Genomic DNA, 23,470 nt, shown 5'->3' with positions numbered 1-23,470 from the left:
AGTCTCGTACTCTCTAGAGGGCATGCATCCATACTGCCCGGAAATGCAGGACGAAAAGCCGCAACTCCAGTTAGAACACTCAAGCGGCTGGGTCTGCCTCGGATGTGGTCAGTCGTTCGGCCAGAAGTACGGTCGCGCGATTCTTCAATGGAAAGACCACCTTGTCTATCCTGATTCGTAGGTCGGCTCGAAGATTGTGTTGGTGGCTAAGAGGGTTTTGCAAACCGAACGTAATCTTAACGTGTCACGAAAGGAGCTACATCACTAAATGGAGAGAAAATACCGCTACGTGCCCGAATTTCACCGATTATACCTGAGTCATAGCCACTTCCCTTACTGAGAACGGACTCTCGATTGTTCTGTTCCGATTTTGCTGTTAGCGGCTTAACGACTAAGGGGATATTGCAACCCAACCGAAAAGAGCGAACCCGTGTATAGACCCAAGAATGACCGAATCCTACAGACGGAAGCGCATATCCCTCGGACTCCAGAGGTAACTGTAGGTAGCTAACTGTATTTTTGAACAACTGTGCGCGAGGGATGTCGTGGGTGATGGCTGAGAAATGGAGTGTTCAGTCGAGATTAAGGGGTGGTCTAGAAATTTGCGAGAGATACCCCACTTGGAGACTGCCAATTCGCGGAAAAGGTGCCAGAAATGCCAGAGCTACCGCTGTCGACCGAAGTCACAGTGGGTGACTGCTGGGCTTAGTCGGGCCCGCCGTCAGCCATAGCATGACCGGGTCCGAAGTCGTCCCACTCTCCGGACGCCATTTTCTCGCGGGCTTCGGCAAAGACTTCGTCGAGCTCGGCTTGAATATTCTCGTCCAGCATGCTCCCGCCGGAGATGTCGACAAAGTCGTCACCATCGATGTCATCGTCTTTAACGGCTGCTTCGTCAGACTCTTGCTTGACTTCTTCCGCCTCGCCATTCCTACCAATGCGCGCAGAGACTCTCTCTTCCGCGCGCTCTTCGATTTTCTTGAGGACTCTCGTCGGGTCGAAGTAGTCTCTGAGCCAATCACGGACACGTTCGAAGGCAGTTTGACTGGCCCAACTCACGAAGACGCACCCTTCGTTTAGTTTGTGGAGAATTCGTGCGTCAGTGAGCTTGGTAACGTTCCGCTGAACGGCACTGTAGGAGAGTCCAGTCTTCTTTTGAAGATACTCGTATGTGACACTCCGTCCGCCGTGACCGGGGTCGAACATGAGGATGTTCAGAATATCTCGATACGACTCAGTATTCGAGTGGACAATGAAGCCTTCCAGTTTGCGTCGCGCATCTTCTCCCTCCCATGACTTCCGGAGAGAAGCGATTCGACCCTCTGGCGCTTGATACTCGCGACTCTCGAAGGTTTCGTCGTCTTCGGGCTCACCGTCTTTGTTGACTGGCCGGAAGTAGTCGTCAGAGACGAGGTCGTCTTCGCCGATGGCGGCCATTTCGAGGTGGTGGAGGAGAATCGAGTCGAGACGGTCGATGACTTCTCCCCATACGCTCACATGGAGTTTTCCTTTCACTGCCTTCGACTCGGTCTTCGGGTGGTGGCGGTAGTTCTCCTCAGTATACCGGCCGGCGTTCTTCGCTCTGTAAGTCTTGATTTTGTCCTTCTTGATTCTGAGTCGGCCGCTGTCATCGCGAGGCCCGGCGGTATATCCGAGGTGCTCGAACTCTGTCGAGCTCACGGAGAAAATCGAGTGTTCACCGTGTCGGATGTCTTCTTTGACGGTCCCCTCCTCGCCTTCGTTCCCGGTGTGGATGAGTCTCGCTGTGTTTCTTTGAGTGCTGATGATGCGACCCATCGACGCGAGGTCGTGTCGGACGTAGCGTTCGAGACCACTGAAATAGAGTGTCTCCGGAATGGGGTCCCAGTAGGCCATGAGAGACGTTCCGAGTTCATCGTCGAGGTGCTCGAAGTATTCGCTAATCCAGCCGAGAGCCTCACGGAGGTCTGTCGCGTAGGAGACTTGCGCTTTGATGTACGTCCCAGTGTAGCGCTGACCGTCGACGGCCTTTGGATATCCGAAGGGCTCTTTCTCCCTGTTGACAAGGTGAGGTCCACGAGGTTCGAGCGTGAGAGTACACTTCGCGGCGGTGGTCGCAGCTTTTCCGTTGTCGATGTTCTCGAAGAGACGCAGGCGCTGGTCTTCGTAACAGACGAAATCTCCATTCTCGTTTAGGTGGCCGATGCCTGTCGAACTGGAGTAGAAGCCGACTTGGTGCTCTTCGTCACCGGGCGTCCATGACGGATTGATATCACCGACGTGGTGCGGGTGGCCACTTCGGCCACGGTAGCCGTTCTTCTCGTTGAGTCGACGCTGTAAGTCCGCTAGAGCGTTGTAGAGCTCGTTGTCGTCCCGAAGCTGAAAAAACACATCCACCCCGTGTGTCTGGGGGGTGTAATCACTAACTTTGGTTGGGGTGTTCTCCCTGTTTTCGGGCGATTCAGGCGTGTTCCCGCTACGCTTATGCGGGTTCGAGTCGTTCTCTTTCATGTTGTTCTGACCAACCGGCGACCGTGCCGATTCGGGATAATCGAGTTGATACCTCGATTCTCCTTCCTCATCGACGAGCTGCCGACCGGGAGGTCTAACCTATGCCGAGGATACGTCCGACTAAAGCCGTGATGTCAACACGGATGCTTCTCGACGCCGCCAGTAAAAATCTGAAAGAACCAGTAAGCATCCTGTGAAAGGGTGGAATTCGCCGGGTGAAAATTGTGTTAGTCGTCCAGTGGCTCATCAAGGATGATGTCCACTGTCTCGTAGCCATGGACCTTCATGAGGTGGACTATGGCATCAACTTCCTCGTAGGTGTCACCGCACGTCTTGCAGGTGTATTCGCCTTCCTCTTCGTCAACTTCGAAGTGCTTGCTGCGGATGTTCGGGGACCGTCGAATCATACAACGGAAACGGGGTTAGACTGCTTTGGTGCTTTGTAGATTGAGGGTGTACTGAACCGGCTTAAACACGAGGTCTTGACCCCCCATCATATGAATATTCTACTCACTCGATGTGAATCCTCGCTATCCTGAGCTCCGAACATGTATCGTTATTGAATCTTCCAACTGCTGCTAGGAATATTGCTTGTCTCGCTAAGTACAGCGAAACCACCAATCGGTACAGTCCTCCTATATTCACTATTGCCACTGTCAAGCATCGTCAACTCGACAGACTCGTCGACATGAGTACCATGCTACTCTTAGCAACTGGCAAACCTATCGATGCATCTCAGTTCAGCGAAAGTGGGCAACGTTATCTCATCGTGTCGGCTAACGTCTATTATGTCAGCATCAGACGGGTGTCAGAAGTTGACTACTAGCTCAAAGTCGGTTGAGACTGTGGAGCTGATTGTCTGTCCTGATTGTGGAGAGCGGTCGAATAGCGCGACGAGATATGGAGAGATGCACGCCTGTATAGCCTGTGACGAGCCGCTCGGGCGCGACCTCACATTGGAGGAAGAGCGACTGCCCGTGTTCACGTGCGGAGCCTGTGGTGAAGAGACGCCACCGTTCTACGAACACCTTGGTCACGTGGGGGATGTCTCAGTTCTCAACTGCTCAAACGAGGACTGTGACTACATCGTCGCAGCGATGCTTGATAATGGCGTGTACAAGGACCCGAACGACCTCTTGAGTGATGCATGTGTTGGGGAGGTTGATAGTGTCAGACAAAACAAGCAAGTCACTGTTGTCGAAACTAGGGAACAAAAGGCCGCAGTACAACTGCTGAATATAGAGGCGAAGAACGAGGACACAACGTTCAGTCTCTACAAGCCAGAGCACGCAAACGCATTCCTCGCGTATCACGATGGAACGGCAGTGGGATACCTGACGTGGACCGCCGAACCGGCCGAAGATACGCGGTCCGGAAAGGTGGCGGTCCTCAGGCAGATATTCACACTCCCTACATTCCGACGAACGGGAATCGGAACGCTACTTCTGGAGCAGTTCAAGCAGGAGGCCGCTGACTTCACAGATGACCTCTATGCGGTTGAGGGGGCGAATACACAGACTCTCCGCCTGTTGAAGGCAGCAGGGGATGTAGACTACACCATCACCGATGAAGGTGTTGAGCCAACCAAGACAGATACAGTGGCCTTCCTGAAATCAAACCCGTTTCGGAAGCTGGCTTCAGAGCTAGCTCGTGAGAACCAGTAAGAGAGTATACCGACTTGTCTGTTGTTTCTCCAAAGTTCGTGAGTGCAAGCTGATTTCGACATGGACAAATACACTTAATTAAAAGTAGTATAACATATCTATCTGGGTCAGGTTCTCGAACCATCATTGGAGATATGTCTCCGTATCCCTGAATCCTCAATAGTACCGATGCTTATGTGATGACAGAACTATGACTAACTATGCCGGACGCTGATTCGATGAAGGACGTATTCATTTCATATGCACACGACGATTCGCGGGAAGTCGTTAAGCAACTTACTCAGGAGTTGCAGACGATGGGATTGGACGTATGGCAAGACGACATCTCGATGTCACTGGGAGATAGTATCCGAGAGTCTATCGATGAAGGCTTCAGCAACTCACGCTATGGAATCGTCGTTTGTTCAGAAAGCTACTTCGAGGGCACCTCGGAGTGGGAATTCAACGGTCTGGTAAAGAAGCATATCAAGGAAGGCGATGTGATTCTCCCGTTGCTCCACGGCGTAGACCACAGTTACGTGTTTGACCACAGTCCGAGTCTGGCCGACCTTGTGTCTGAGACGATTACTGAGGACAATGTAGAATCGGTCGCCACGAGTATTTATCGAGTTGTAAATGAAGATGATAGGGAGTCTGATGTGTGGGGGGAAGGAGAAGATGGCTCACTGTTCCAATCAGTTGATATACGATTTCAGGGGAACTTCCAGCCAAACATAGGTGACAAAATAACGATTACGTCGTGGAGAAATCACAACGCACCGAGTTTGAATCAGTTGGAGGCAACCGAGATTCTGGACGAGAATGGGGTAGAATACCCAAGTAGTTCGAAAGGAACGGTGATGACGATAGACACGATTGAAGAACCACTGGAATGTGTCGTATCCGATATACAGACGCTTCGGTCAGGGCGCGCAGAGTTCACCGTACGAATCCGAAAGAGTCGGCTTGAGGAGCTTTCCGACGACCCCTCTGATTACCGGATGCTATAGCATCGGACCCTATGATTCCGTTCACAGTTCGATTCTTTATACACTGGTCTCTTCATCCTCATCCTCCCCGTGTTGTAGCAAGAATTCGATGTGCTCTTTTGCATAATCAAGTAAACGGCCCTGACTGATGGGATATTGCTCATAGTGTTCCATTATGTCCCCCATTAAGAACTCAGACTTTCTCAGAACGTGACGTATTTTGAATAGATTTGTCGTGGGGAGAGTCACCAGCATCGAGGGAGACCTGTACGTATCCATGAATTCAACGTCAGCCGTATAGTTATCTTTTGTAGCTATTGAGAATAGCCGAAGTAAGTCCTCTCTTGCCTCATCTGAGTAGTCCTTGCCGTGCTGGTCCCAAGGAAACTCCTCAAATTCGAACTGAATAACGACCATCGTTTTCCACGTAGTGGGACTCCGATTACCGATTAAATCTATGTTCTCAACAGTGAACTGTCGTTTCTCCTCAAAATAATCATATTCGTATGTATCGCCAACTAACTCCGAATATAGAGACCTCTGAACGCTATTCCGATACTCGATATATCTTAGGTAGGTGATAGTCGCTACCAACGTACTCACAAACAGCGAGGCCAACGGTACCACGAGTGAATCGAGGCCCACAGCGATTCCACATTCGGGGTTCAGATAAGGATACCGTCAATTAGTGGATTAACTGTTCTCCGTGTTTAGTGCGGTCGTCTGGGTCATTGCGACTGTTGTCGTAATTCTCCTCCGGCGAGATTACTTTCCGTAGACTTCGGTATGGGCATCACGTAGGTTGGCCATCATACCCTCGACCTTACCCTCATCGAGATAGTATTCGTAGAGGGCTACGTCACCACTTTCAATACGAGTTCCACCTGCCTCAGAGAGTATCTTCTCTCGGTCGGTGCCACTCTCGACATAAATCTCAGCATACATCGGATGCACCTCGGCTTCGGAGAGGTCGAAGTCTACCTCGGCGTCGAATGTTTCACCGTTTAGTTCCAGCGGGATATTGAGGAAGAACCAGCAGATGTGGTCTCCCACCTCTGTGTCTGGGTGGATTTCCTGTCCAGTCTTCTCTTCGACTCCCGCGCGGAACCGTTCGAGGTCGTCGCCGTATCTTGGTTCTGTCACACCTCAACCGTTGCACGAGACCAGTATCAAGGTATTTGTGAAATATTCGATTTGCAACATATAACTTCACGCCGCCCTCATTCGACGATGCCGGGGTTGGGGCACCGTCTGAAGCAGGCTGACGATTCTTTTTCGCAACCACGTCACTAAGTTTCATGTATTTTCGAACACACAAGTCACTATATGTCCGATGAAGATGGCAGAGAGAGTCTCACTCCACGATATGTCCCCGGTTTCGTTTATCTTGATATGGACCAAGTGAAGTCAATATCAGCCCGTATGGGCGGCGGCTACATCAAGGAACAAATCGAGGGGAAGGAGGAGCTTGAGGAAGAATCTGAGAGCCTTCGAGCTCGGCTGATGGCTTCGATATTCAACATCGGGGCGGATGTCGAAGGAGAAATAACGAGAACCGAGGCCGACACCTCGCGGTCGGAATCGGTGAAGGGACTTCACCACTACCATTTCACTCTTCTCGAATCAGAGCTTGAAGATGCAGAGGGAGACTGGTTCCACGACTTGGAGTCGGTTATGAGAGAATCAGAGATGTCCGGCGAGAGTGCTCGGGAACGGATGTACACAAGCGTATTCCGAGACCGTATCTCCGAAGGTGACATCATCCGTGTTCAGGCAGATATGGAACTCTCCGACGTATCCACCAGCCTTGACCTCCTCGGTGGGTTCGTATCGATGATGAGTACGATGCAGAAACTCGATAGCCTTGGAATTGAGTCCTTTGACATGGAAGGAGCCTTCGACGACGATTCAAAGTTCGCAGAAATGGATTGGAATACCCGAGAACAGGCATTCAACGCATTTCTGGATATGTTCTCCGCTATTCTCCCAGAAGAGTATGAGAACATGATAATTGCGGAGTTGTTCCCCTTGGATGGGAACCGAGAGCACACCGTCTGGTCAATACTGGATGGGGAGAAACTCGAAGGGAAACCTGTCGAACTAATGGCGAAGTATGAAAAGCGCGACATTCCAAATTGTACCCTTATTGCACGTGTAGATACAATCACCAACGACCCTAGCGAGCTCGGAAACTCGGAGGAACTTGATTCAGACCAATTGGGGATGCTTCACCATCTCGTAGATGGTCTTGCTTCACAGATGGGTCTCATGGTCTCCTATCCTTCTATTTCGGTTACTCCCATCGCTATTTATCGGTGAGTGGCCTAGGTCTAGCTACCTTCCTCAATCCGTAGAATCGTAGACGAGGTTCTCGACGGGGAATGGATTATCCTCGCCGGCATATTCCTCCTCGGGGACGTAATGCCAGAGATAGCCGTCTACTTCGTACAGGAACGATTCGCTCCCCTCCGCTTTAACCCGTACTCGCTCGCCAACGTTCGCATCCTCTTCGCGAGCAAGGACTGTGAGTGGCTCCACGGGCCACTCGAAGAACGAGACCGTGTCTCCCGGTTCCAAGCCCTCGAACAACGCTAAATCGCCGTCTCGTGGCTCCCGTTGGTCGAGAGACGGATTATGATGGATATCCATACGTGGCGATTACCCCCGACTCACTTAATCCTACAAACAGCGCTATTTGTGGTTCGATTCAACCACTCGCCGCCTCCAGTTCGTCGACGCGCCTTTCGAGCGCCTCAAGCTTATCGTACAGTCTCTCCGAGACGTAGGTCTGTGTCATCTCGACTCTGTCTTCGAGCTCGTCGACAGAGACTGCAAGGTCGGCTACATCGACGTTCGTCCGGTCACGAACTTTCTCGGCGCGCGACTGATACCACCCGGCTTTCTTAGCCTCTACTGCCTCCTCAGTCAACACAGCGACTTTCATCGGAGCCGTCGACGACGACCCCCAATCAGTGTACTCTACCTCGATATACCCGGCGTCTTCGAGCTTTCTAAATTGGTGTTGGCGTTGACCGCTGGTCAAATCGGTTCGGTTTCGAATCTCGCGCATGGATGCGCGCCCGTCATTCGCGTCGATGGCCTCAATGAACGCGATAGTTTCTGGCGTGAATCTCATACTCACAGGTGCGCGAACCCTCTGCAAAGGGTTTGTGTCGAACCCCGTGAGAACAGGATGTAAGAGCCCACCAAAGGGTATGGTTCGAAGGGTCCGTGATTGGGTTCGAGAGGGTTGGTGATGGTTTCCGACTACTACCCATAGACACACCCCCGTCTATGCGTAACTTCTCACAGTTCCCCCGTAAGTAGCGGTCCCACGGGATAGGCACATCTTGGTGTAGTAACGCACCTCACATGCAGACGTAGCTCTCCCGAATTGCGAGCGAAGGTTGAGAGCCCTACCTATCACTCTAGATAGGAGACGTGTTGGAAAGGCTCTGTTGAACGTGGAGTGCACGCAAGTCCGGCAGTCGAGAACGCAGCGACAGTCAATCAATAAGGAAGATAGTGGTGTTTCAATACAGTAAGCTGACATATATCGGGCCTGAGCACGTAGGGGATGTATGGTCGACCTGCCCGATATTGAGTGGCCTGATGACCTACGTTGCGGCGTGTGTGGCGCCGTCGTGGGCGACAAGGGATTGAAGATACACGTCGCACGTCTCGTCATCCCACGCGAACCAGAGCTCTACGCATGGTGTGAAGAGCACAAACCAGTATCTGAGGAAGAGGAGTTGTTTACGCGGGTGCGGCGAGGAGACTTCCTTGAACAGGCCCAATCTTGGGATGACTATGACTGACGAGAACCCACATCGTCTCTTGCCAGACGACCTCTGTGAGGCACTCGCCGAAGGATTCGATGAGGGAAGTTGGCGATGGAATTCTTACGTGAGTTTCGAGCCCGAAAAGTAGAATAAGAACTGTTGGTAGAGTTCTTACGTGGCGAGTACCCGTTCGTGGAGACCTTTCTTAGAGGAGAGATTCGGCCGCGGACCGGGGATACAGTCACTGATTCACCTATTTAGTCTCTTCTAGTTTTGAAATTCGTTGCTCTTCTACTATATGAGTTTGACTACTTTTGGAGTCTGAAAACTAGGTGAATTTATATCCCAAACAGCCGTCTCTACTATTGATGAAAACGAACAAATTCCCCGGTTTCGGCCGTGATACGACCTTCTGTGAAGTGCCGCAGTCTTTCAATGGGGTGGCGCAGGAATGAGCGCCGCTGACGACTCTCCAATCGAGAATGTTGAACAGGCGGCTAATGACGACCTGACGAAACTTGCGGAGGAGTTGGTGGAGAAGATGTCTCCGTCGCTGTCCTCGATGACCTCGACGCCGTCGCTGGAGTCAATGACTCCCCGAGATGCCATTGACAAATATTTCCGAACTCGTAACCTCCCCAACGGGACCGCAAACACTCACCGCTCGTCCCTGTACAATCACTTCCTCGTCTGGTGCGACGAGGTGCGAGGAATCGATGATATGAGCGAGCTCACGGGCAGTGACATCGCGGAGTACCGTGTATGGCGACGGGAGGTGGCTCCGACGAAAGTAGAGAAGCTCGCCCCGAAATCTGAGGAGACCCAACAGAAGATTCTTCGAGTCTTCATCAAGCGATGCGAGTCGTGGGGTGTCGTTGCTCCGAACCTCCGAAAGTACGTCATCATCCCGAAACTGAGCCGAAGCGACGAAGTTCGTGAGGAATTCTTGGACTCGGAGACCGCTAAACACATTCTGGACTGGCTCGGCCGGTACGAGTACGCAAGCCTACACCACGTTGTCTGGTTCCTGTGTGCGGAAAGTGGAGCACGGCTAGGGGGTGTCCACTCCCTCGACGTTGATGACTACGTTCCCGAGAGAGAGGGTGGCTACCTCAAGTTGCGACACCGGCCGGAAACGGGAACGACGCTGAAGAACGGGGAGGAAGGAGAACGGAACGTCAGTATCTCCTCCCGGCTGTGTGAAGTGCTGGACGATTATCTCGAAGACAAGCGGGTCGACCAGACTGACGATTTCGACCGAGAGCCACTGCTAACGACTGTGCACGGGCGACTTTCGAAATCCACGATTCGGAATTACTTCTACGCGTGGACTCGCCCGTGTGCTACTGGAAGCGGATGTCCGTATGGCCGAGACCCGCGTGAGTGTGAAGGTGCACAGCGGAACAATTGGGCCTTCAAGTGCCCCGATAGCCTGAGTACCCACCCGGTCCGGAAAGGATACATCACGGCCGAGCTCAAGGGGGGAGTTCCGCAGACGGTCCTCTCAGAACGCTGTGACGTATCCGAGAAAATCCTCGAAAAGCATTACGACCACCGTACCGAGCAAGAGAAAATGCAGGTTCGGAGGGAGATGATGAAGATGAGCCGCAAAATGGGTCGGGGATATGGCGAATAGCGTTCTCCTGAACCGATAGTGGCCGTGGTGTAGCCAGTCAGTGAATAGCGGAAGCTCAATTCTGATTTTCTCCCTGACGAGGAGGACCTTCCATACTGTCGAGTTGATACCCTGCCATGATATGAGTTATTAGCACTACCACATATGACCATGGGAAGTGATGCTGAGGAATTCAAGCAGAAACTGAGCTCGTTCAAAGAATTCAGCGATGGTAGCGGCGGCCACTATCTGATGATGCAGTTTGAGGACGGCAGCGGTGTGGTGTTTGAAAAACAATCAAGCCGCAGCGACCTCGCGATATCGGAAATCTCACCGGTGTATCGAGGTCTGATGGATTCAATGAGAAGTATCGCAGACGGAACCGACTTTTAGACCGATGAGACAAGTAACACTCAGCAAAACCTCCGGAGGTTGATGCAGGAATAGTACCTGTCATTTCATGTTCTGACTATTGGACCACCGTCTTTCGTACGAGTGCTCGCTCACAATTCGAACCGACCCACTGAATTCTTGATATTCACCGTGCAAATGGTACTATGGCAATTGTTCGATGTCAAGACCATCCCCCGAGAAACACCAACTATGCAATCGCAGTTGAGCCGGTAGGCTATCCGGAGACTTCTCTAATCTGTGGGCGCCGGGGCAGCGAACACGAAGAGGTTGGCTGGGTATATCTCCTACCGGAAGAGTACGATGAGTATCAGTCCGGGAAGCGTGTTTTTGGCTTGTGGGGTCCCGATTCTTCCTCCAGCGCTGCAAAGGTGCAAGTTAGTGATGAGGCTGTTGAAGGTCTGAACAAGTGGAATCAGGAAGAGGAGGAGTCGGCTTCGGGTCTACAGTCACAATCCAGCATCGACCGATACTGAACTTCAGTCACCCGGGCCCGTCGAAACAGTAGCAGGGACTGCTACATCAGCCTGAATCTACTGTATTTGGTAGTCTGAGTTACTCTCGTTATTATGCCGAACTGCTGAGCGGTAATGTCTCTTTCAGCACGTGCTTCATGAACCGCTTCCGTCCCGATTCACCCGTTAAGAAGCTTTCAAATTGGGGGTACTCATGTTTCGCCTCATCCTGTGGAATCAGATGGGTCTCGAAATATTCATTCGTCCCGGACAGGCTCTTGACCTCGCCTTCCTCAACTCGTTCTAACCAATCACTGAAGTCGCGGTCACTCTTCGATTGGTTCTCCCCCTCACTACTCAGCAGCTGTAGGTTCGCGATGTGGTCTCGATGGTCCTTGTGCCACTCGACCTGTTCTGGCTCGACACCGTGATTCTCTAAGTAGTCCCTGTCTCCGAGTTTCTTTCGGGGGAATATGTGGTCTACCTCGTATTCTGCGTGACCAGCCCGCCGCTCCCCCCGATAGAGATGCGTGAGCAACACATTTCGCCGAGACCCCGACTGATAGCCAATCTCGTCCAGCAATTGGTCAAGTCTCCCTTCGTCAAGCTGTGTCGGAGCCCCCCGTCCACTCAACTCTTCCAAGATGTCTACCGCGGGGAACTCATCACCATCAGATTCCCAGATGTGTTGTCGCGCAGTTTCCAGCACTTGCTGTGACCCGATGTCGCCGAAGATACTGTTCAGAACCGTCGTAGCTAGCCAGTAGTGGATTTTCTCGTTTTCTCCCGATGTATCGTAGTCGCTCTCGTAGAGGAATTGGATGACTGGGGTGACGACAGTCTTACTGGAAAGTGCGGCGTCGTGGAATCCGAGGTCTGCAGCGAGTTCAAACGCATTCACGACTGCCTCCTCAAACTCTTCATCACGGAATATGTCCTCTGCCTCGGTGAGAAGCTCGCCGTCATATCTCCCATCCCTCCTGAACGACGGTGTTTCGCCGGATAGCAGTAACAGAGTTCTGAGCGTGAACCGCTTACCGAATGTGAACCCCTCCTCGGAGAGTCGCTCGTTTCCAGAGAGACGTTCGGTGAATCGCTCAATCTCGTTTTTCGCGTCTGTCGGCGTGCCTTCTTCTTCCACCGTCTCCCAGTACCCAGTGAGAAGTGCAAGCAGAATATCCACTCCCGAGAGCTCTATACCGCCTTTGTTTCGTCGGATGAATAGTTCGCGGGCAGTCTTTTCGTTAGCTAACGTTCTCTCATAGAGGATGGCATTTCGTTGGTTTACTCCCCACCAGAGTTGCTCCGCAGTGTCTATCGCGTCAGAGCGTTCAGTGTCGCTAAGTGATGATGGGAGTTCACCCTCGACTTGTTCAACGAATTGACTCTCATCGAGAAAGGCGTCTTCCGTAAGTCCGGAGCCAGCTTCCAAGAGAGACCCCACTCTTAGCCAATATCTATCGCCAGCACTGTTCAGCCCTCCACTCTTTCTGAAGTCGAACTCGTAAACCAACTCACGGTCGTGGTTGTCACCCTCCTCTCCAGATAGGAGGTCCAAATATAGGTGGCGACGATTGTAGGAACTCGCATTTTTCTTCCACGCGCCATGGATTCGCGTCGTGTAGCTCCCATAGAGGCCAATATAGAACGAAGTCAGCCTCTGTTGACCATCAAGAATGAGGGTGTAGGAGTCTGGGAATCCGGGGAGTCGCTTGCTGTAGCGGCGGACCTCTTCCTCATGTGAATATCCCCTCTCGTCAACGTAGTGCCTGATGAATTTATACGCAGGGTCTTCACGTTCGTTGACAGCTCTGTCCCAGACTAAAATAGACCCGAGCGGGAGCCCACGTAATAGAGAGTCCCAGAGCATCTCTACCTGCTGTTGGCTCCAACAGTAATCCCGCTGGAGACAGGGAATGAACAGTGAATCGTTCAGCCGAGGGAGTTCTTCGGCCACCGGAGTAGTTTCAGCCATTAGATGGTCTACCCTGATGTCAATAACTCATTACGAAGTGGGATAAAATCAGTGTATTTTGAATACAGTGTACTTAGGGCGGGGTAGATACTATAGCTGTTTGCTGAAGGTAGTTTCAACGAGACAACATTCCTACTCATCCGGGCTCAACGAAAGTTGTAGTCGAACTGACTAGTATTCACTGGTTGAACTATTCACGTCGATTCTGCGGTACTGGTTCGGAATTCCTAGTAGCTGATTCGGGGGATGAACGGGGGTTTGGATACCCCCTCAGAGGTTGTCGAGGTACTTTCGACGCTGCTCCATCTTCGTTCGCTCATCACGACGGTCGTAGTGCTTGTCGAGTGTCGCTGGAGCGACGTTCGCACGTGCTGAGACCACTTCGACCGGAACATCGGAAGCAAGGTGGTTCGTTATCGCTCCGCGACGAACCGCATGTGACGAGACACTCTCCGGGCACTTCGATGCGTGAGTGTAGTCCGCCGCCTCGCAGTCATCCGGGTCTCGATTGAGGGGACAGGAGATGCCGATTTTGCACGGTCGCGACCAGTTGTACACAATCGATGTTGGCGTGGTAGCGTGCATGCGGCCACTCGATGTGGCGATGAGCGGCTCCCGCCCGTATTCGTCGACAACGTCGGGGCGTCGAGTGTCTATCCAGTCATCCAGCAATCCACAAACCTCCGTCGACAGCGCGACGAATCGTTCTCCTTCCTCCTTGTTCTTGATTGGCGTTCCTGACTCTGGCCGATGTCGGACCTCTAGTGACTGTTCCTCCGCGTGGTAGTCCGACAAATCAAGCGTTCGGACTGCGCCTCGACGGAGCATGGTGTGCCACTGGAGTGTGAGAACGATGTGTGCCCGCGAGGCGTACTTGTACCTCCCAAGGTAGGTCAAGACAGCTTCTGCCTGCTCTGCTGTGAGACGCTCGTCTCGAACGTTCTCGTTCGCATCGAGGTCGGGGGAGAGGACCTTCTCGCTGAGGTCGGGTTTGACTGCGTCGACTGTCTCAAGGAAGCGGATGAACACGCGGAGCGTATCCATCTGAGTCTTCTCGGTGACTGGCTTGATTTCGGTGTCATAGTTCCGGCGCCAGAGACGGAACTCGTGGAGAAGTCGCCCCGTGAGCTCGTTGAGGTTGGTGAGCTCCTTTTCGTCCTCACACCAGCGAATGAAGTGGCCGAGCCGGGACTTGTGTGAGCGAAGCGTCGATTTGGCCACTTCGCGTCGGCGATGGTCGATGTACAGTTCGAGTGCTTCGTCGGGTGCGATTGGTTCGAGGTCGTCCATGTCTGTTCCAGTGAATCCCAGTCAGGAGGAGCGGGAACGGGGCCGACCTGTTGACTGATACTAAGTTGTCACGGGGTGCAGAGGGTTCCTGCAGCGCCCATCCTTCTCCGTCACGTTCCGCCGCCAAAAACGACTGGTCGACGAGGCCGCGGCCCGGTACGAGCTCTACTAACACAAACCGCGGCGTCCCGGCTCAGCACCATCCGCGAACGGACCACTCCCCGACACTCGACGCTACGCGGAGGGGTTCCAGATGTCGTCCCGGACGACGTCGGGGTGGTGGCTCGTCACCCACTCACGGACCGTCTCGTCCGTCTGCCCCCTGTCGAACCCTTCGGTCGACTCCCACGTTTCGAAGGCGACCCAGACGGTCCGTTCGGGGTCGAACCCGAGCGCGTAGACGGTCTCGGGCGTCTCTGCGAGGAGGGCGAGCACCTCGTTGTCCCCCGCCTCGTCGGCACGTATCGCGACGGGCCAGACCGGGTCGTCGTCCGAAGAGTCGACGAGTGCTTCGGCCTCCGAGACAGTGAGTGAGCGGTCGGGCAGCGCTTCCTGAATCTGCACCTCGGTGGACATTGGTAGTAGCGAATCGTTCAGCGAGGCGGGGTAAAGTTACGCTTCCGTTCCGGCCCCGGTCGGTCCGTTACAACCCCGCCGTCGCCCACTCCTCACTCGTTCGCGTACTCCTTCTCGAAGCCGCGGAACTCCGTCCGGTGGGCCTCCTCGTCGGCGAGGACCGTCACCGCGAGGTCCTCGGTCACCGGGTCGTCGGCGTCCTCGGCGGCGGCGATGAGCGCGCGGTAGGTGTCGATGGCGTCCTCCTCGGCGTCGAGGACGCCCCGGATCACCGAGAGCACGTCCGTCGAGTCCTCGGGGGGTTGGAGGGAGTCCTGCCGGGCGACGAAGTCGGCGGAGCTGGGCGGTCGGGCGTCGAGCTGCTTGAGTCGGTTGCCCAGCTGTTGGGCGTGGCCGAGTTCCTCTTGGATGTCCGTCTGGAGGCTCTCCTTGATCTCCTCGGCACGGACGCCGTCGAGGACGATGGCGTTCGTCTGGTAGTTCATCACGGTCTCCATCTCGTCGCCGTAGGCCTTGCGCAGCAGGTCGATGACTTTCTCCGAGCTCATGCAGTTACGATTGTGTCCAAGAGACGAAATAACCGTCGGCGGTTCCCGGTCCCTGCCGGTACCGATCAGCCGGCGACCGCCGCGATAGCCACCGCCTCGCGGTAGCACGCGACCGCGAGCAGCGAGTACCCGCCCACGAGCATCGCCCACTCGCGCCGGTCCAACGACCAGTCCTGCGGCGACCGGACGCGTTCGAACTCCTCGCGCCAGCGTGGCCCGGACCGTTGGTGCCAGAGCATCAGCCCGCGGGTCGAGACGACGATGGCGACGACCGCCGTGATCTCCATCGGCCCGCTGCGTTCGACGAGCACGGCCAACGACGGCACGATCCGTTCCCCGCTCCCGATCGCGAGCGAGCCGGTACCCCAGACCGCTCCGTACCGCGGTGCCTGCACGACTTCGATCACGTAGCCCATCGGCGTGTTCACCGACCGGAGGGTGTTCGCGGCGACCGCGATCAGCGAGACGGCGACGTTCCAGCCGAACAGCGTCAGGAACTCTCGGCTGACGCTCCCGGCGTACTCGGCTTCAGCGACGGGGTTCCCGCCGCGCAGCAGCCCCTGCGGGAGGAGGTAGTAGCTCACAACCCACGAGAGCGTGAAGACCGTCGCCACGAGCAGCCACAGCGAGACGAACCGCACCAGCACGTCGTCGTGGTTGACGTAGCTGCCGACCGTTCGCAGTACCCCGAGTCCGGTGGTGTCGGCGTTCGTGTCACTCGACATGTCTCCCCGTGAGGGGAGCCGGCGAGAAAGAACTACTCGTAGGTGTGGACCTGTCCCGTCGTGTTCGACTCGATGTAGTCCCAGTCGTACTCGACGCCGAGGCCGGGGCCCTCGGGCACCGAGACGGTCCCCCCCTCGACGGCCTCCATCATGTCGGAGTAGTCGCCCTCGTACACCGGCGGCTGGGTGTTCTGGCAGTAGGGATGGACCAGCGCCATCTCGTAGTAGTTCGAGTTGCGGCAGGCGGCGATGCAGTGGCGTTGGGCCGGCCCGGGCGCGTGGAACTCGATGTCGAGGCCGAACGCCTCGGCGACGCGGGCGACCTTCATGGCGCCGGTGATGCCGGCGTCGTACTCGGGGTCCGCTCGGAGGAAGTCCGTCGCGTCGTTGGCGGCGAAGTCGGACTTGAGTTCCAGCCCGCGGACGTGTTCGGTCTGGAGGATCGGCGTATCGAGCTTCTGTGAGAGTTTCCGGTGGGCGTGCTGGGAGATGCCGCCGTCGCGGAACGGGTCCTCGTACCAGAAGAAGTCCTGTTCGTCGACGGCCCGCCCGAGTTCGAGCGCGTCGGCGAACGTCTCCAACTCACAGGCGGGGTCGTGCATCAGGTCCATCTCGTCGCCGACGCGCTCGCCGACGGCGTGGACGGCTTCGACCTCCCGGTCCAGGTCGCGCGAGGAGTCGCCGCCGCCCCAACCGTGGATCTTGAAGCCGCCGAAGCCGGCGTCGAGACAGTCCTCGGCGAAGTCGGCGAACGCCTCCGGGGAGTCGAGGCCGCCGGCGTCGTCGCCGTGGTACGTCGACGCGTAGGCGGGCATCTCGGTGCGGTAGGTGCCGAGCAGTTCGTGGATCGGCGCGTCGTAGTACTTGCCCGCGAAGTCCCACAGCGCGATGTCGATAGGGCCCATCCCCATCCGGTCGTACTTCCGGAGCGCGCGCTTGATCTCAGACCAGTGTTTCTCGCGTTCGAGGGGGTTCTTGCCGATCAGGTACTTCGCGATGATGTTGTACTGGGCCGCCGCCGGGGAGTTTCCGCCGACGTACTCGCCGGTGACCCCCGTGTCAGTGTGGATTTTGACGCCGAACAGCTTCCGGTAGGTGGTCTCGCCGGGTTCGTAGACGAGGTTGAAGCCGTGTTCGTCGGTGCCCACGTCCTCCAGCGGGTACTCGAACTCTCGGCTCTCGATCCTCGTGATAGTCGGTGGCATAGCCTTCCTCTCCGTGGGCCGACAGTAAAAACCCCCACGCCGGACGGCGTCGACGGCGTCGGGAGAGCCGGCTGGGGAATACCGAACTACTCGTCGCCCAAGACGCCGAGTCGGCCGATGCCCGGGTCCCCGAACCGGAACGAACAGCCGACGTGGGGCACGTCGAGCGTCCGCGGGTACGCGTGGGAGGCCGCGTGTTCGTGGAGCACTTTCGGGTCGGCACCGACGCCCTGCCACATGTCCCAGTGGCTCGGGAGGAGTCGGTCCAGTTCGAGTTGGTTCGCCGCCTCGATGATCTCGTTTTCGTCCATGTACCAGCGCGTGCGCTCGCCATGGCCCGTTTCCGGCTCGTAGATATGCCCGACCGAGCCGAACGCCAGCGCGCCCACGTCGATGTCGAACTCGTCGGCGACGGCGGGGAACGCCTCCGGCGCGGGCCGGCTGTCGCCGCCGTGGAAGAACGTCCCCGACGCGTGTTCGACGACGTAGCTCACCGGCTCGATGGCGTCGGGGTCGTTCGCCCCGCGGACGTGGACCGTGAAGTCCCCGACTTCGAAGTCCGCCCCTTCTGCGACGACGCGGCGCTGCTCGTCGGGTGCGCGCAGGTCGCCCTCGTAGTCGGGTGACTCGTAGGACGCGCTGGGTGCGTAGAGGTCGGCGCCGAGGTCCTCGACGAACGGGCCGTAGGAAGGCGGATGGATGTGGTCGATATGCTCGTGGGTGGCGAGCACCGCGTCGCAGTCGGTCGCGTCGGTGGGGTCGACCGGGACGGGGATCATCCGGATCAGGTTCGGCGGGTCGCCTTCGCCGAAGTACGGGTCGACGTAGAGCGTCGTCGACGCCGACCGCAGCACGAACCCGTTACAGCCGAGGTACCATCCGATCGCGCCGTCGCCGGGGTCGGCGGCTTCGACCTCCTCGCGTACGAACCAGTCGCCCCACGTGGAGTGGACCATGCTCGCCGGGTTCGGGTGGCGGGGAGAAAGTGTTAGCGCCGGGATCGGATCGCGCCCGACGGTTGACGGGGAGTCGACGGTCAGTTCCCCTGGATCGCGTCGATCACCATCGCGGCGGCGACGACCGGCTCGGTCGGCACGTCGCTGGCGTCGTCGATGGTCACCTCGTAGCGGTCGCGCAGGGAGAGCTGGCCCTCGATGCTCCCGACGTGGTCGCCGTCGGCGTCGGTGATCTCGTACTTGTGAGGGATCAGCTCGCCGAAGGGAACGACGTTCCGGGCGAGCGTCGTCAGCGCGCCGCGGGAGTTGATCTCCGCGAGTTTCGCCTCGGTGTCGGCGTCGCGGATCTTCCAGGTGTCCTGCATGATCGAGTAGTCGTTGTCGAGGACCACGACCGGTTCGTCGGTCACGGCGTCGGTCAGCGTGTAGTCGCCCGCCACGTCGAGGATGCCGCCGGCGTTGACCTCGAACACGTCCTCGCCGTTCTCGTCGACGAACGGGAACTGCTCTTTGAGCTTCAGCATCTTCTGTTTCCCCCGGAGCACCACCTCGCCGTTCTCGTCGAGGGCCCGGAACTTGGTCCGGATCAGGCCCTGTTCGACGGTGTAGCTGTCGTCGGCGAGTTCGATCCCTTCGAGGGCGTAATCGTCCGTCACGCTCGTCGCTTCCCCCGGGACCACTGAAAAGGGTTCGTACGCAGCTATCGCTGTGAATAGCCGGCGCCGCTCAGAGTTCGACCGTCTCCCCGCGCTCGCTGGCCTCGTACACCGCCTTGATCGTCTGGATGTCCCGCAGCGCGTGCTCGCCGTCGGGATGGGGCTCAGTGTCTGTCAGCAGGCAGTGGGCGAAGTACTCGAACTCCTCCTCCATCTGGTCGACCTGCTCGAAGCCAACGTCGATGGTCGTCTCACCGCGCTGGAGGGTGAGCGCGCGGTCGTCCCACGGGTAGAACGCCGGTTCGACCCGGATCCGACCCTCGGTGCCGATCACCTCGATGTGGCTGGCCATCTGGGCGTTCTGGCTGGCCGTACAGACCGCGAACACGTGGTCGGGGAAGTCGAGTTGGAACGCCGCGTGCTCGTCTGGCACGTCGTCGAACTCGGGGTTCACTGATGCCACTTTCCCCCGAACACGCTCTGGGTCGGCGTCGAGCAGGAAGCGTGCCGTGTTGAGCGGGTAGATCCCGATGTCCATCGTCGCACAGCCCCCCGAGAGGTCGCCGTCGAGGCGCCACTGGTCCGGGTCGGGGACGAGGTCGAGGATCGGTTCGGTCATGTTCCCGTTGACGAACACCGGCTTCCCGATCAGCCCCTCGTCGATGAACCCCTTTGCCCGGCGGACGGCGGGTTCGGTCTGCATCCGGTAGGCGACCATCAGCGTCGCGTCGTGCGCCTCGACGGCCTCGATCATCGCTTCGGCGCGCTCGACGGTCGCCTCCATCGGTTTCTCACAGAGGACCGCCTTCCCCAGTTCGGCGGCCGTCTCGACGAACGGCAGGTGGAGCGCGTTCGGGGTGACGACGTAGACGGCGTCGTAGGCGTCGGCGGCGACGCCCTCGTGGAAGTCGTCGTAGGTGATCGCGCGTTCGACGGTCGCTGAGTCCGTGGCGACCTCGTTGGCCTTCTCCGGATCGCTGCTGACGAGTACGGTCGTCTCGCAGAGGGCGGCGCTCTCGACGGCCGGCATCGCTTGCTCGCGGGTCCACCAGCCGACACCGACCATGGCGATCCGGACCGGGTCGTCGGTTTCCTCGAGTTCCTGCCAGTCCCGCCGGTCGAACTCGTCGGCGAGCGTCTCGATATCCATGCCGTCGTCGTCTCGCGGCGACGGCAAAGGCGTTGTGCCGGCTCCGACCCGACCCTCAGTAGTTGTCGTACACCGTCTTCGAGATGGTGTAGAAGTCGAGGCCGGCGTCGCCCTGCTCGCGGTAGGTCTCGCTGGAGGAGGCCTTCATCCCGCCGAACGGGACGTGCAGTTCGACGCCCGTGGTCTTCTCGTTGATCTTCACCACGCCAGCCTCGATGTCGTCGACGAAGCGGTTGGCCTCCGAGTGGTCCTCGGTAACGATGCTGGCCGAGAGGCCGTAGTCGACGCCGTTGGCCACGTCGAGGGCCTCCTCGTAGCCGCTCACGGGGATCACCGAGAGCACCGGGCCGAATATCTCCTCCTGCGCGATCCGGGCGTCGGGTGCCACGTCCGAGAAGACGGTCGGTTCGACGAAGTGACCCTCGTGGGCGAGCGCGTTGCCGCCCGTCTCGATGGTCGCCTCGGTCCGCCCCACGTCCACGTAGTCGAGGGTCGCGTCGAGTTCCGACTCGCTGACCTGCGGGCCCATGTCCGAGTCGCCGAGGCCGGGTGCCGGTTCGATCGCTTCGGCGGCGTCGACGACGGCCTCGACGAAGTCGTCGTAGGCGTCCTCGTAGACGATCGCCCGCGAGCAGGCCGTACAGGCCTGCCCGGTGACGCCGAACGCGCCCGCGGCGACGATCTCGGCCGCTTCCGCCACGTCCGCCGTGTCGGAGACCACGGTGGGGTTCTTCCCGCCCATCTCCAACTGGACGCGCTTGCCGTCCTCGGCGGCGGCGTCCCGGACCGCGTTCCCGACCGCCGTGCTGCCCGTGAAAGAGACGGCGTCCACGTCGGGGTGGCTCGCGAGTCGGTCACCGACCTCGCTGCCGGGACCGGTGACGACGTTCAGCACGCCCTCGGGGAGCCCCGCCTCCGCGAGCGCCTCCGCGATCTCGTGGGTACAGCCCGGCGCGAGCGTCGCGGGCTTGATGACCGCGGCGTTGCCCGCCGCCAGTGCGGGGGCGATCTTCCACGCCGGAATGGCGACCGGGTAGTTCCACGGCGTGATCAGGCCGGCGACGCCCACCGGCTCGTTCTTCGTCCGGAGGGTCGTGTTCCGGCCGCTGGAACCCTTGACGACGCCGCCGAGGTCCCGTGCCTTCGCGCCGTAGTAGTCGAAGATGTCGATAGCGCGCTGGACCTCGCCCCCGGCTTCGGGCCTCGTCTTCCCCTCCTCGCGCACGAGGTGGTCGGTGATATCCTCCTTGCGGTCGGCGAGCAGCGCGCTGGCCCGCGAAAGCACCCGACCGCGCTCGGGTCCGGGGGTGTCGCCCCACGCCTCGCCAGCGTCGACGGCCGCCGCGACGGCCGCGTCGGTCTCGGAGACGCCGGACTCGGGGTAGGTGGCGACGGCCTCGTCCGGGGCCGCGGGGTTGTACGTCTCGAACGTTTCGCCGCCCTCGGCGTCGACCCACTCGCCGCCGATGAAGTTCGCGTACTCAGTCATGACTCCGTGTTGTGGTGGTTCAGTGATAATCCTTTAGCCCGGACCGGCCGGGTCAGCCGCCCGGCGCGTGTCGGCTATCCCTCCGGCGGAACGTACTCGACGCCCGGAGGGATTCGGTCGTCGTCGGGGCGCTCGACGACGATAGTGTTCGAGAGGCGGTTGAACAGCCTGAGGTACTCCCCCTCCATCGCGATCCAGCCGATCAGCGCGTCCAGCGGGAGCAGGAACGCCTTGCCGAAGCTCTCCACCGCGGCCTGCACGTAGCTGATCTCCCCACCCCCGTGGTCGGCGACGGCGACGTCCATCACGAGCTTTCCGGCGGACTGCCCACGGGTCCCCTCGAGGACCGTCCAGTAGAGCCACAACGCGGCCCCGCTCGCGCCGACGGTCGGCAGCGTGAACGAGAGCCCGAAGGGGAGCCCCGAAACCCCCTCCGAGAACACCGACACCACGGCGCCGACGAGTATCACGTCGATCAGCCACGCCCAGAAACGATCGTCCCACGACGCCAACTGGATCACCGTCCGCTCACCCGCACCGTCGTCGACTTCGGTCATACGGGGCCGTTCCGCGGATGGGAGCAAAAACCCTCCCCTGCGACGGGGATTTATGCCGGCGTCGCCCCTCGGCCCCCGCATGCAGTACTACCGACAGGACGGCGACGACGCGTCGCGGCTGCTGGCCGTCGACGACGCCTCGGGAACCGCCGCGTACGACCTCACTGCGGTCAAACCCCGGCTCCGGACGTTCCGGGACCTCGCGGCGGCCGCGAACGTCGCCGGCACCGGCGTCGATGCCCTCACGGCAGACCTCGTCGCCGACGCGCCGACCGTCGAGCGCCCCGACGACGCCGAGGCGGCGCTCCCGCTGGTCCCCGAGGAGGTGTGGGCCGCCGGCGTCACCTACGAGATCAGCGAGCAGGCCCGGGAGGAGGAGAGCGGGATGGCCGACGTGTACCTCGACGTCTACGACGCCGAGCGGCCGGAGATATTCTTCAAGGCGACGCCGAGTCGGACCGTCGGTCCGGGGGAGGCCGTCGGCGTCCGCGGTGACTCCGACTGGAACGTCCCCGAACCCGAACTGGGGCTGGTGTGCTACGACGGCGAGATCGTCGGCTACACGGTCGGCAACGACGTGAGCAGCCGCGACATCGAGGGCGAGAACCCCCTCTACCTCCCGCAGGCGAAAGTGTACGACCGCTGCTGTGCGATCGGCCCCTGCGTCGTCGGCGCCGACGCCGTCGACGACCCCCACGATCTCGGGATGTCGATGCGGATCGAACGCGACGGCGAGACGGTGTACGAGGACGCCACCTCGACGGCCGAGATGGCCCGCACCTGCGAGGAACTGGCTGCAGCGTGGCGTGCCCACAACGCGGTCCCGGAGATGGGTGTGCTGCTCACCGGGACGTCGCTCGTCCCCGAGGGCGAGTTCACGCTCACGCCGGGCGACGAAGTCACCATCGAGATCGCGGGGATCGGCGAGCTATCGAACGGGGTCGTCGAAGTCTGAGCC

Annotated in this window: 24 protein-coding genes; 7 read left to right on the top strand and 17 right to left on the bottom strand. The window is 58.3% G+C overall.

Features of this window, described 5'->3' with window-relative positions; all coding sequences use genetic code 11:
* Positions 1–705: 705 nt before the first annotated feature.
* The gene (locus NO998_RS07805) at positions 706–2,490 is read right to left on the bottom strand and encodes a DUF7845 domain-containing protein (RefSeq protein WP_267646546.1); all 1,785 of its coding nucleotides are present in this window, start codon (positions 2,488–2,490) and stop codon (positions 706–708) included.
* A gap of 227 nt (positions 2,491–2,717) precedes the next feature.
* Positions 2,718–2,897 (bottom strand): hypothetical protein, encoded by a 180-nt coding sequence (locus NO998_RS07800; RefSeq protein WP_267646545.1) that lies wholly within the window; start codon positions 2,895–2,897, stop codon positions 2,718–2,720.
* A 381-nt stretch (positions 2,898–3,278) separates the two neighbouring features.
* Here NO998_RS07800 and NO998_RS07795 point away from each other — a divergent pair, with 381 nt between their 5' ends.
* Both NO998_RS07795 and NO998_RS07790 read left to right on the top strand, forming a co-directional pair.
* Positions 3,279–4,154, top strand: a complete 876-nt coding sequence (locus NO998_RS07795; protein ID WP_267646544.1) for a GNAT family N-acetyltransferase — start codon at positions 3,279–3,281, stop codon at positions 4,152–4,154.
* 200 nt (positions 4,155–4,354) lie between these two features.
* Positions 4,355–5,143, top strand: coding sequence for a toll/interleukin-1 receptor domain-containing protein (locus NO998_RS07790; protein WP_267646543.1), 789 nt, complete (start codon positions 4,355–4,357; stop codon positions 5,141–5,143).
* Positions 5,144–5,179: 36 nt separating this feature from the next.
* Here NO998_RS07790 and NO998_RS07785 read toward each other — a convergent pair whose 3' ends face one another.
* The gene (locus NO998_RS07785) at positions 5,180–5,767 is read right to left on the bottom strand and encodes a hypothetical protein (protein ID WP_267646542.1); all 588 of its coding nucleotides are present in this window, start codon (positions 5,765–5,767) and stop codon (positions 5,180–5,182) included.
* 120 nt (positions 5,768–5,887) lie between these two features.
* On the bottom strand, positions 5,888–6,265 hold the full coding sequence (locus NO998_RS07780; RefSeq protein ID WP_267646541.1) for a hypothetical protein: 378 nt from the start codon (positions 6,263–6,265) through the stop codon (positions 5,888–5,890).
* A gap of 183 nt (positions 6,266–6,448) precedes the next feature.
* Between NO998_RS07780 and NO998_RS07775 the strand changes: the two genes are divergently transcribed.
* Entirely contained in the window at positions 6,449–7,441 is a 993-nt protein-coding gene (locus NO998_RS07775; RefSeq protein ID WP_267646540.1) for a DUF6414 family protein, read from the top strand.
* A 24-nt stretch (positions 7,442–7,465) separates the two neighbouring features.
* Here the strand turns inward: NO998_RS07775 and NO998_RS07770 are convergent, their stop codons facing one another.
* Together NO998_RS07770 and NO998_RS07765 are read right to left on the bottom strand one after the other, a co-directional pair.
* Positions 7,466–7,771 (bottom strand): hypothetical protein, encoded by a 306-nt coding sequence (locus NO998_RS07770; protein WP_267646539.1) that lies wholly within the window; start codon positions 7,769–7,771, stop codon positions 7,466–7,468.
* 58 nt (positions 7,772–7,829) lie between these two features.
* On the bottom strand, positions 7,830–8,258 hold the full coding sequence (locus NO998_RS07765; protein ID WP_267646538.1) for a helix-turn-helix domain-containing protein: 429 nt from the start codon (positions 8,256–8,258) through the stop codon (positions 7,830–7,832).
* 445 nt (positions 8,259–8,703) lie between these two features.
* Between NO998_RS07765 and NO998_RS07760 the strand changes: the two genes are divergently transcribed.
* The 3 genes from NO998_RS07760 (at position 8,704) to NO998_RS07750 (ending at position 10,912) form a co-directional block, all read left to right on the top strand.
* The gene (locus NO998_RS07760) at positions 8,704–8,940 is read left to right on the top strand and encodes a hypothetical protein (RefSeq protein ID WP_267646537.1); all 237 of its coding nucleotides are present in this window, start codon (positions 8,704–8,706) and stop codon (positions 8,938–8,940) included.
* Between the two features lie 415 nt (positions 8,941–9,355).
* A complete protein-coding gene (locus NO998_RS07755; protein WP_267646536.1) occupies positions 9,356–10,540 on the top strand; it encodes a tyrosine-type recombinase/integrase in 1,185 nt (394 codons plus the stop codon).
* 144 nt (positions 10,541–10,684) lie between these two features.
* On the top strand, positions 10,685–10,912 hold the full coding sequence (locus tag NO998_RS07750; protein ID WP_267646535.1) for a hypothetical protein: 228 nt from the start codon (positions 10,685–10,687) through the stop codon (positions 10,910–10,912).
* A 585-nt stretch (positions 10,913–11,497) separates the two neighbouring features.
* Here the strand turns inward: NO998_RS07750 and NO998_RS07745 are convergent.
* From NO998_RS07745 to NO998_RS07695, 11 genes are all read right to left on the bottom strand, one after another.
* Positions 11,498–13,360: a DUF262 domain-containing protein gene (locus NO998_RS07745; protein WP_267646534.1), complete on the bottom strand. Its 1,863-nt coding sequence runs from the start codon at positions 13,358–13,360 to the stop codon at positions 11,498–11,500.
* 270 nt (positions 13,361–13,630) lie between these two features.
* Entirely contained in the window at positions 13,631–14,650 is a 1,020-nt protein-coding gene (locus NO998_RS07740) for a tyrosine-type recombinase/integrase (RefSeq protein WP_267646533.1), read from the bottom strand.
* 234 nt (positions 14,651–14,884) lie between these two features.
* Positions 14,885–15,226 carry a DUF7964 domain-containing protein gene (locus tag NO998_RS07735; RefSeq protein WP_267646532.1) on the bottom strand — a complete coding sequence of 114 codons (342 nt, stop codon included), beginning with the start codon at positions 15,224–15,226 and terminating at the stop codon, positions 14,885–14,887.
* Positions 15,227–15,318: 92 nt separating this feature from the next.
* Positions 15,319–15,774: a ferritin-like domain-containing protein gene (locus NO998_RS07730; protein WP_267646531.1), complete on the bottom strand. Its 456-nt coding sequence runs from the start codon at positions 15,772–15,774 to the stop codon at positions 15,319–15,321.
* Between the two features lie 65 nt (positions 15,775–15,839).
* Positions 15,840–16,499, bottom strand: coding sequence for a hypothetical protein (locus tag NO998_RS07725; RefSeq protein ID WP_267646530.1), 660 nt, complete (start codon positions 16,497–16,499; stop codon positions 15,840–15,842).
* Positions 16,500–16,531: 32 nt separating this feature from the next.
* Positions 16,532–17,704, bottom strand: a complete 1,173-nt coding sequence (locus NO998_RS07720; protein WP_267646529.1) for a mandelate racemase family protein — start codon at positions 17,702–17,704, stop codon at positions 16,532–16,534.
* An 86-nt stretch (positions 17,705–17,790) separates the two neighbouring features.
* Positions 17,791–18,660, bottom strand: a complete 870-nt coding sequence (locus NO998_RS07715; protein WP_267646528.1) for an MBL fold metallo-hydrolase — start codon at positions 18,658–18,660, stop codon at positions 17,791–17,793.
* Positions 18,661–18,740: 80 nt separating this feature from the next.
* The gene (locus NO998_RS07710; protein WP_267646527.1) at positions 18,741–19,316 is read right to left on the bottom strand and encodes an LURP-one-related/scramblase family protein; all 576 of its coding nucleotides are present in this window, start codon (positions 19,314–19,316) and stop codon (positions 18,741–18,743) included.
* 70 nt (positions 19,317–19,386) lie between these two features.
* Positions 19,387–20,466, bottom strand: a complete 1,080-nt coding sequence (gene gfo6, locus NO998_RS07705; RefSeq protein WP_267646526.1) for a D-xylose 1-dehydrogenase Gfo6 — start codon at positions 20,464–20,466, stop codon at positions 19,387–19,389.
* 55 nt (positions 20,467–20,521) lie between these two features.
* Positions 20,522–21,955, bottom strand: a complete 1,434-nt coding sequence (gene xacF, locus NO998_RS07700) for a 2,5-dioxovalerate dehydrogenase (RefSeq protein WP_267646525.1) — start codon at positions 21,953–21,955, stop codon at positions 20,522–20,524.
* A gap of 74 nt (positions 21,956–22,029) precedes the next feature.
* Entirely contained in the window at positions 22,030–22,512 is a 483-nt protein-coding gene (locus NO998_RS07695; protein WP_267646524.1) for an RDD family protein, read from the bottom strand.
* A gap of 79 nt (positions 22,513–22,591) precedes the next feature.
* Between NO998_RS07695 and NO998_RS07690 the strand changes: the two genes are divergently transcribed.
* Complete coding sequence (locus NO998_RS07690; protein ID WP_267646523.1) at positions 22,592–23,467, top strand: fumarylacetoacetate hydrolase family protein; 876 nt, start codon at positions 22,592–22,594, stop codon at positions 23,465–23,467.
* Positions 23,468–23,470: the final 3 nt, after the last annotated feature.

The sequence above is a fragment of the Halolamina litorea genome, assembly GCF_026616205.1.
Taxonomy (GTDB): Archaea; Halobacteriota; Halobacteria; order Halobacteriales; family Haloferacaceae; genus Halolamina; species Halolamina litorea.
Note: the sequence above shows the minus strand (reverse complement) of the source record. Positions and strands in the feature narration are given on the sequence as shown.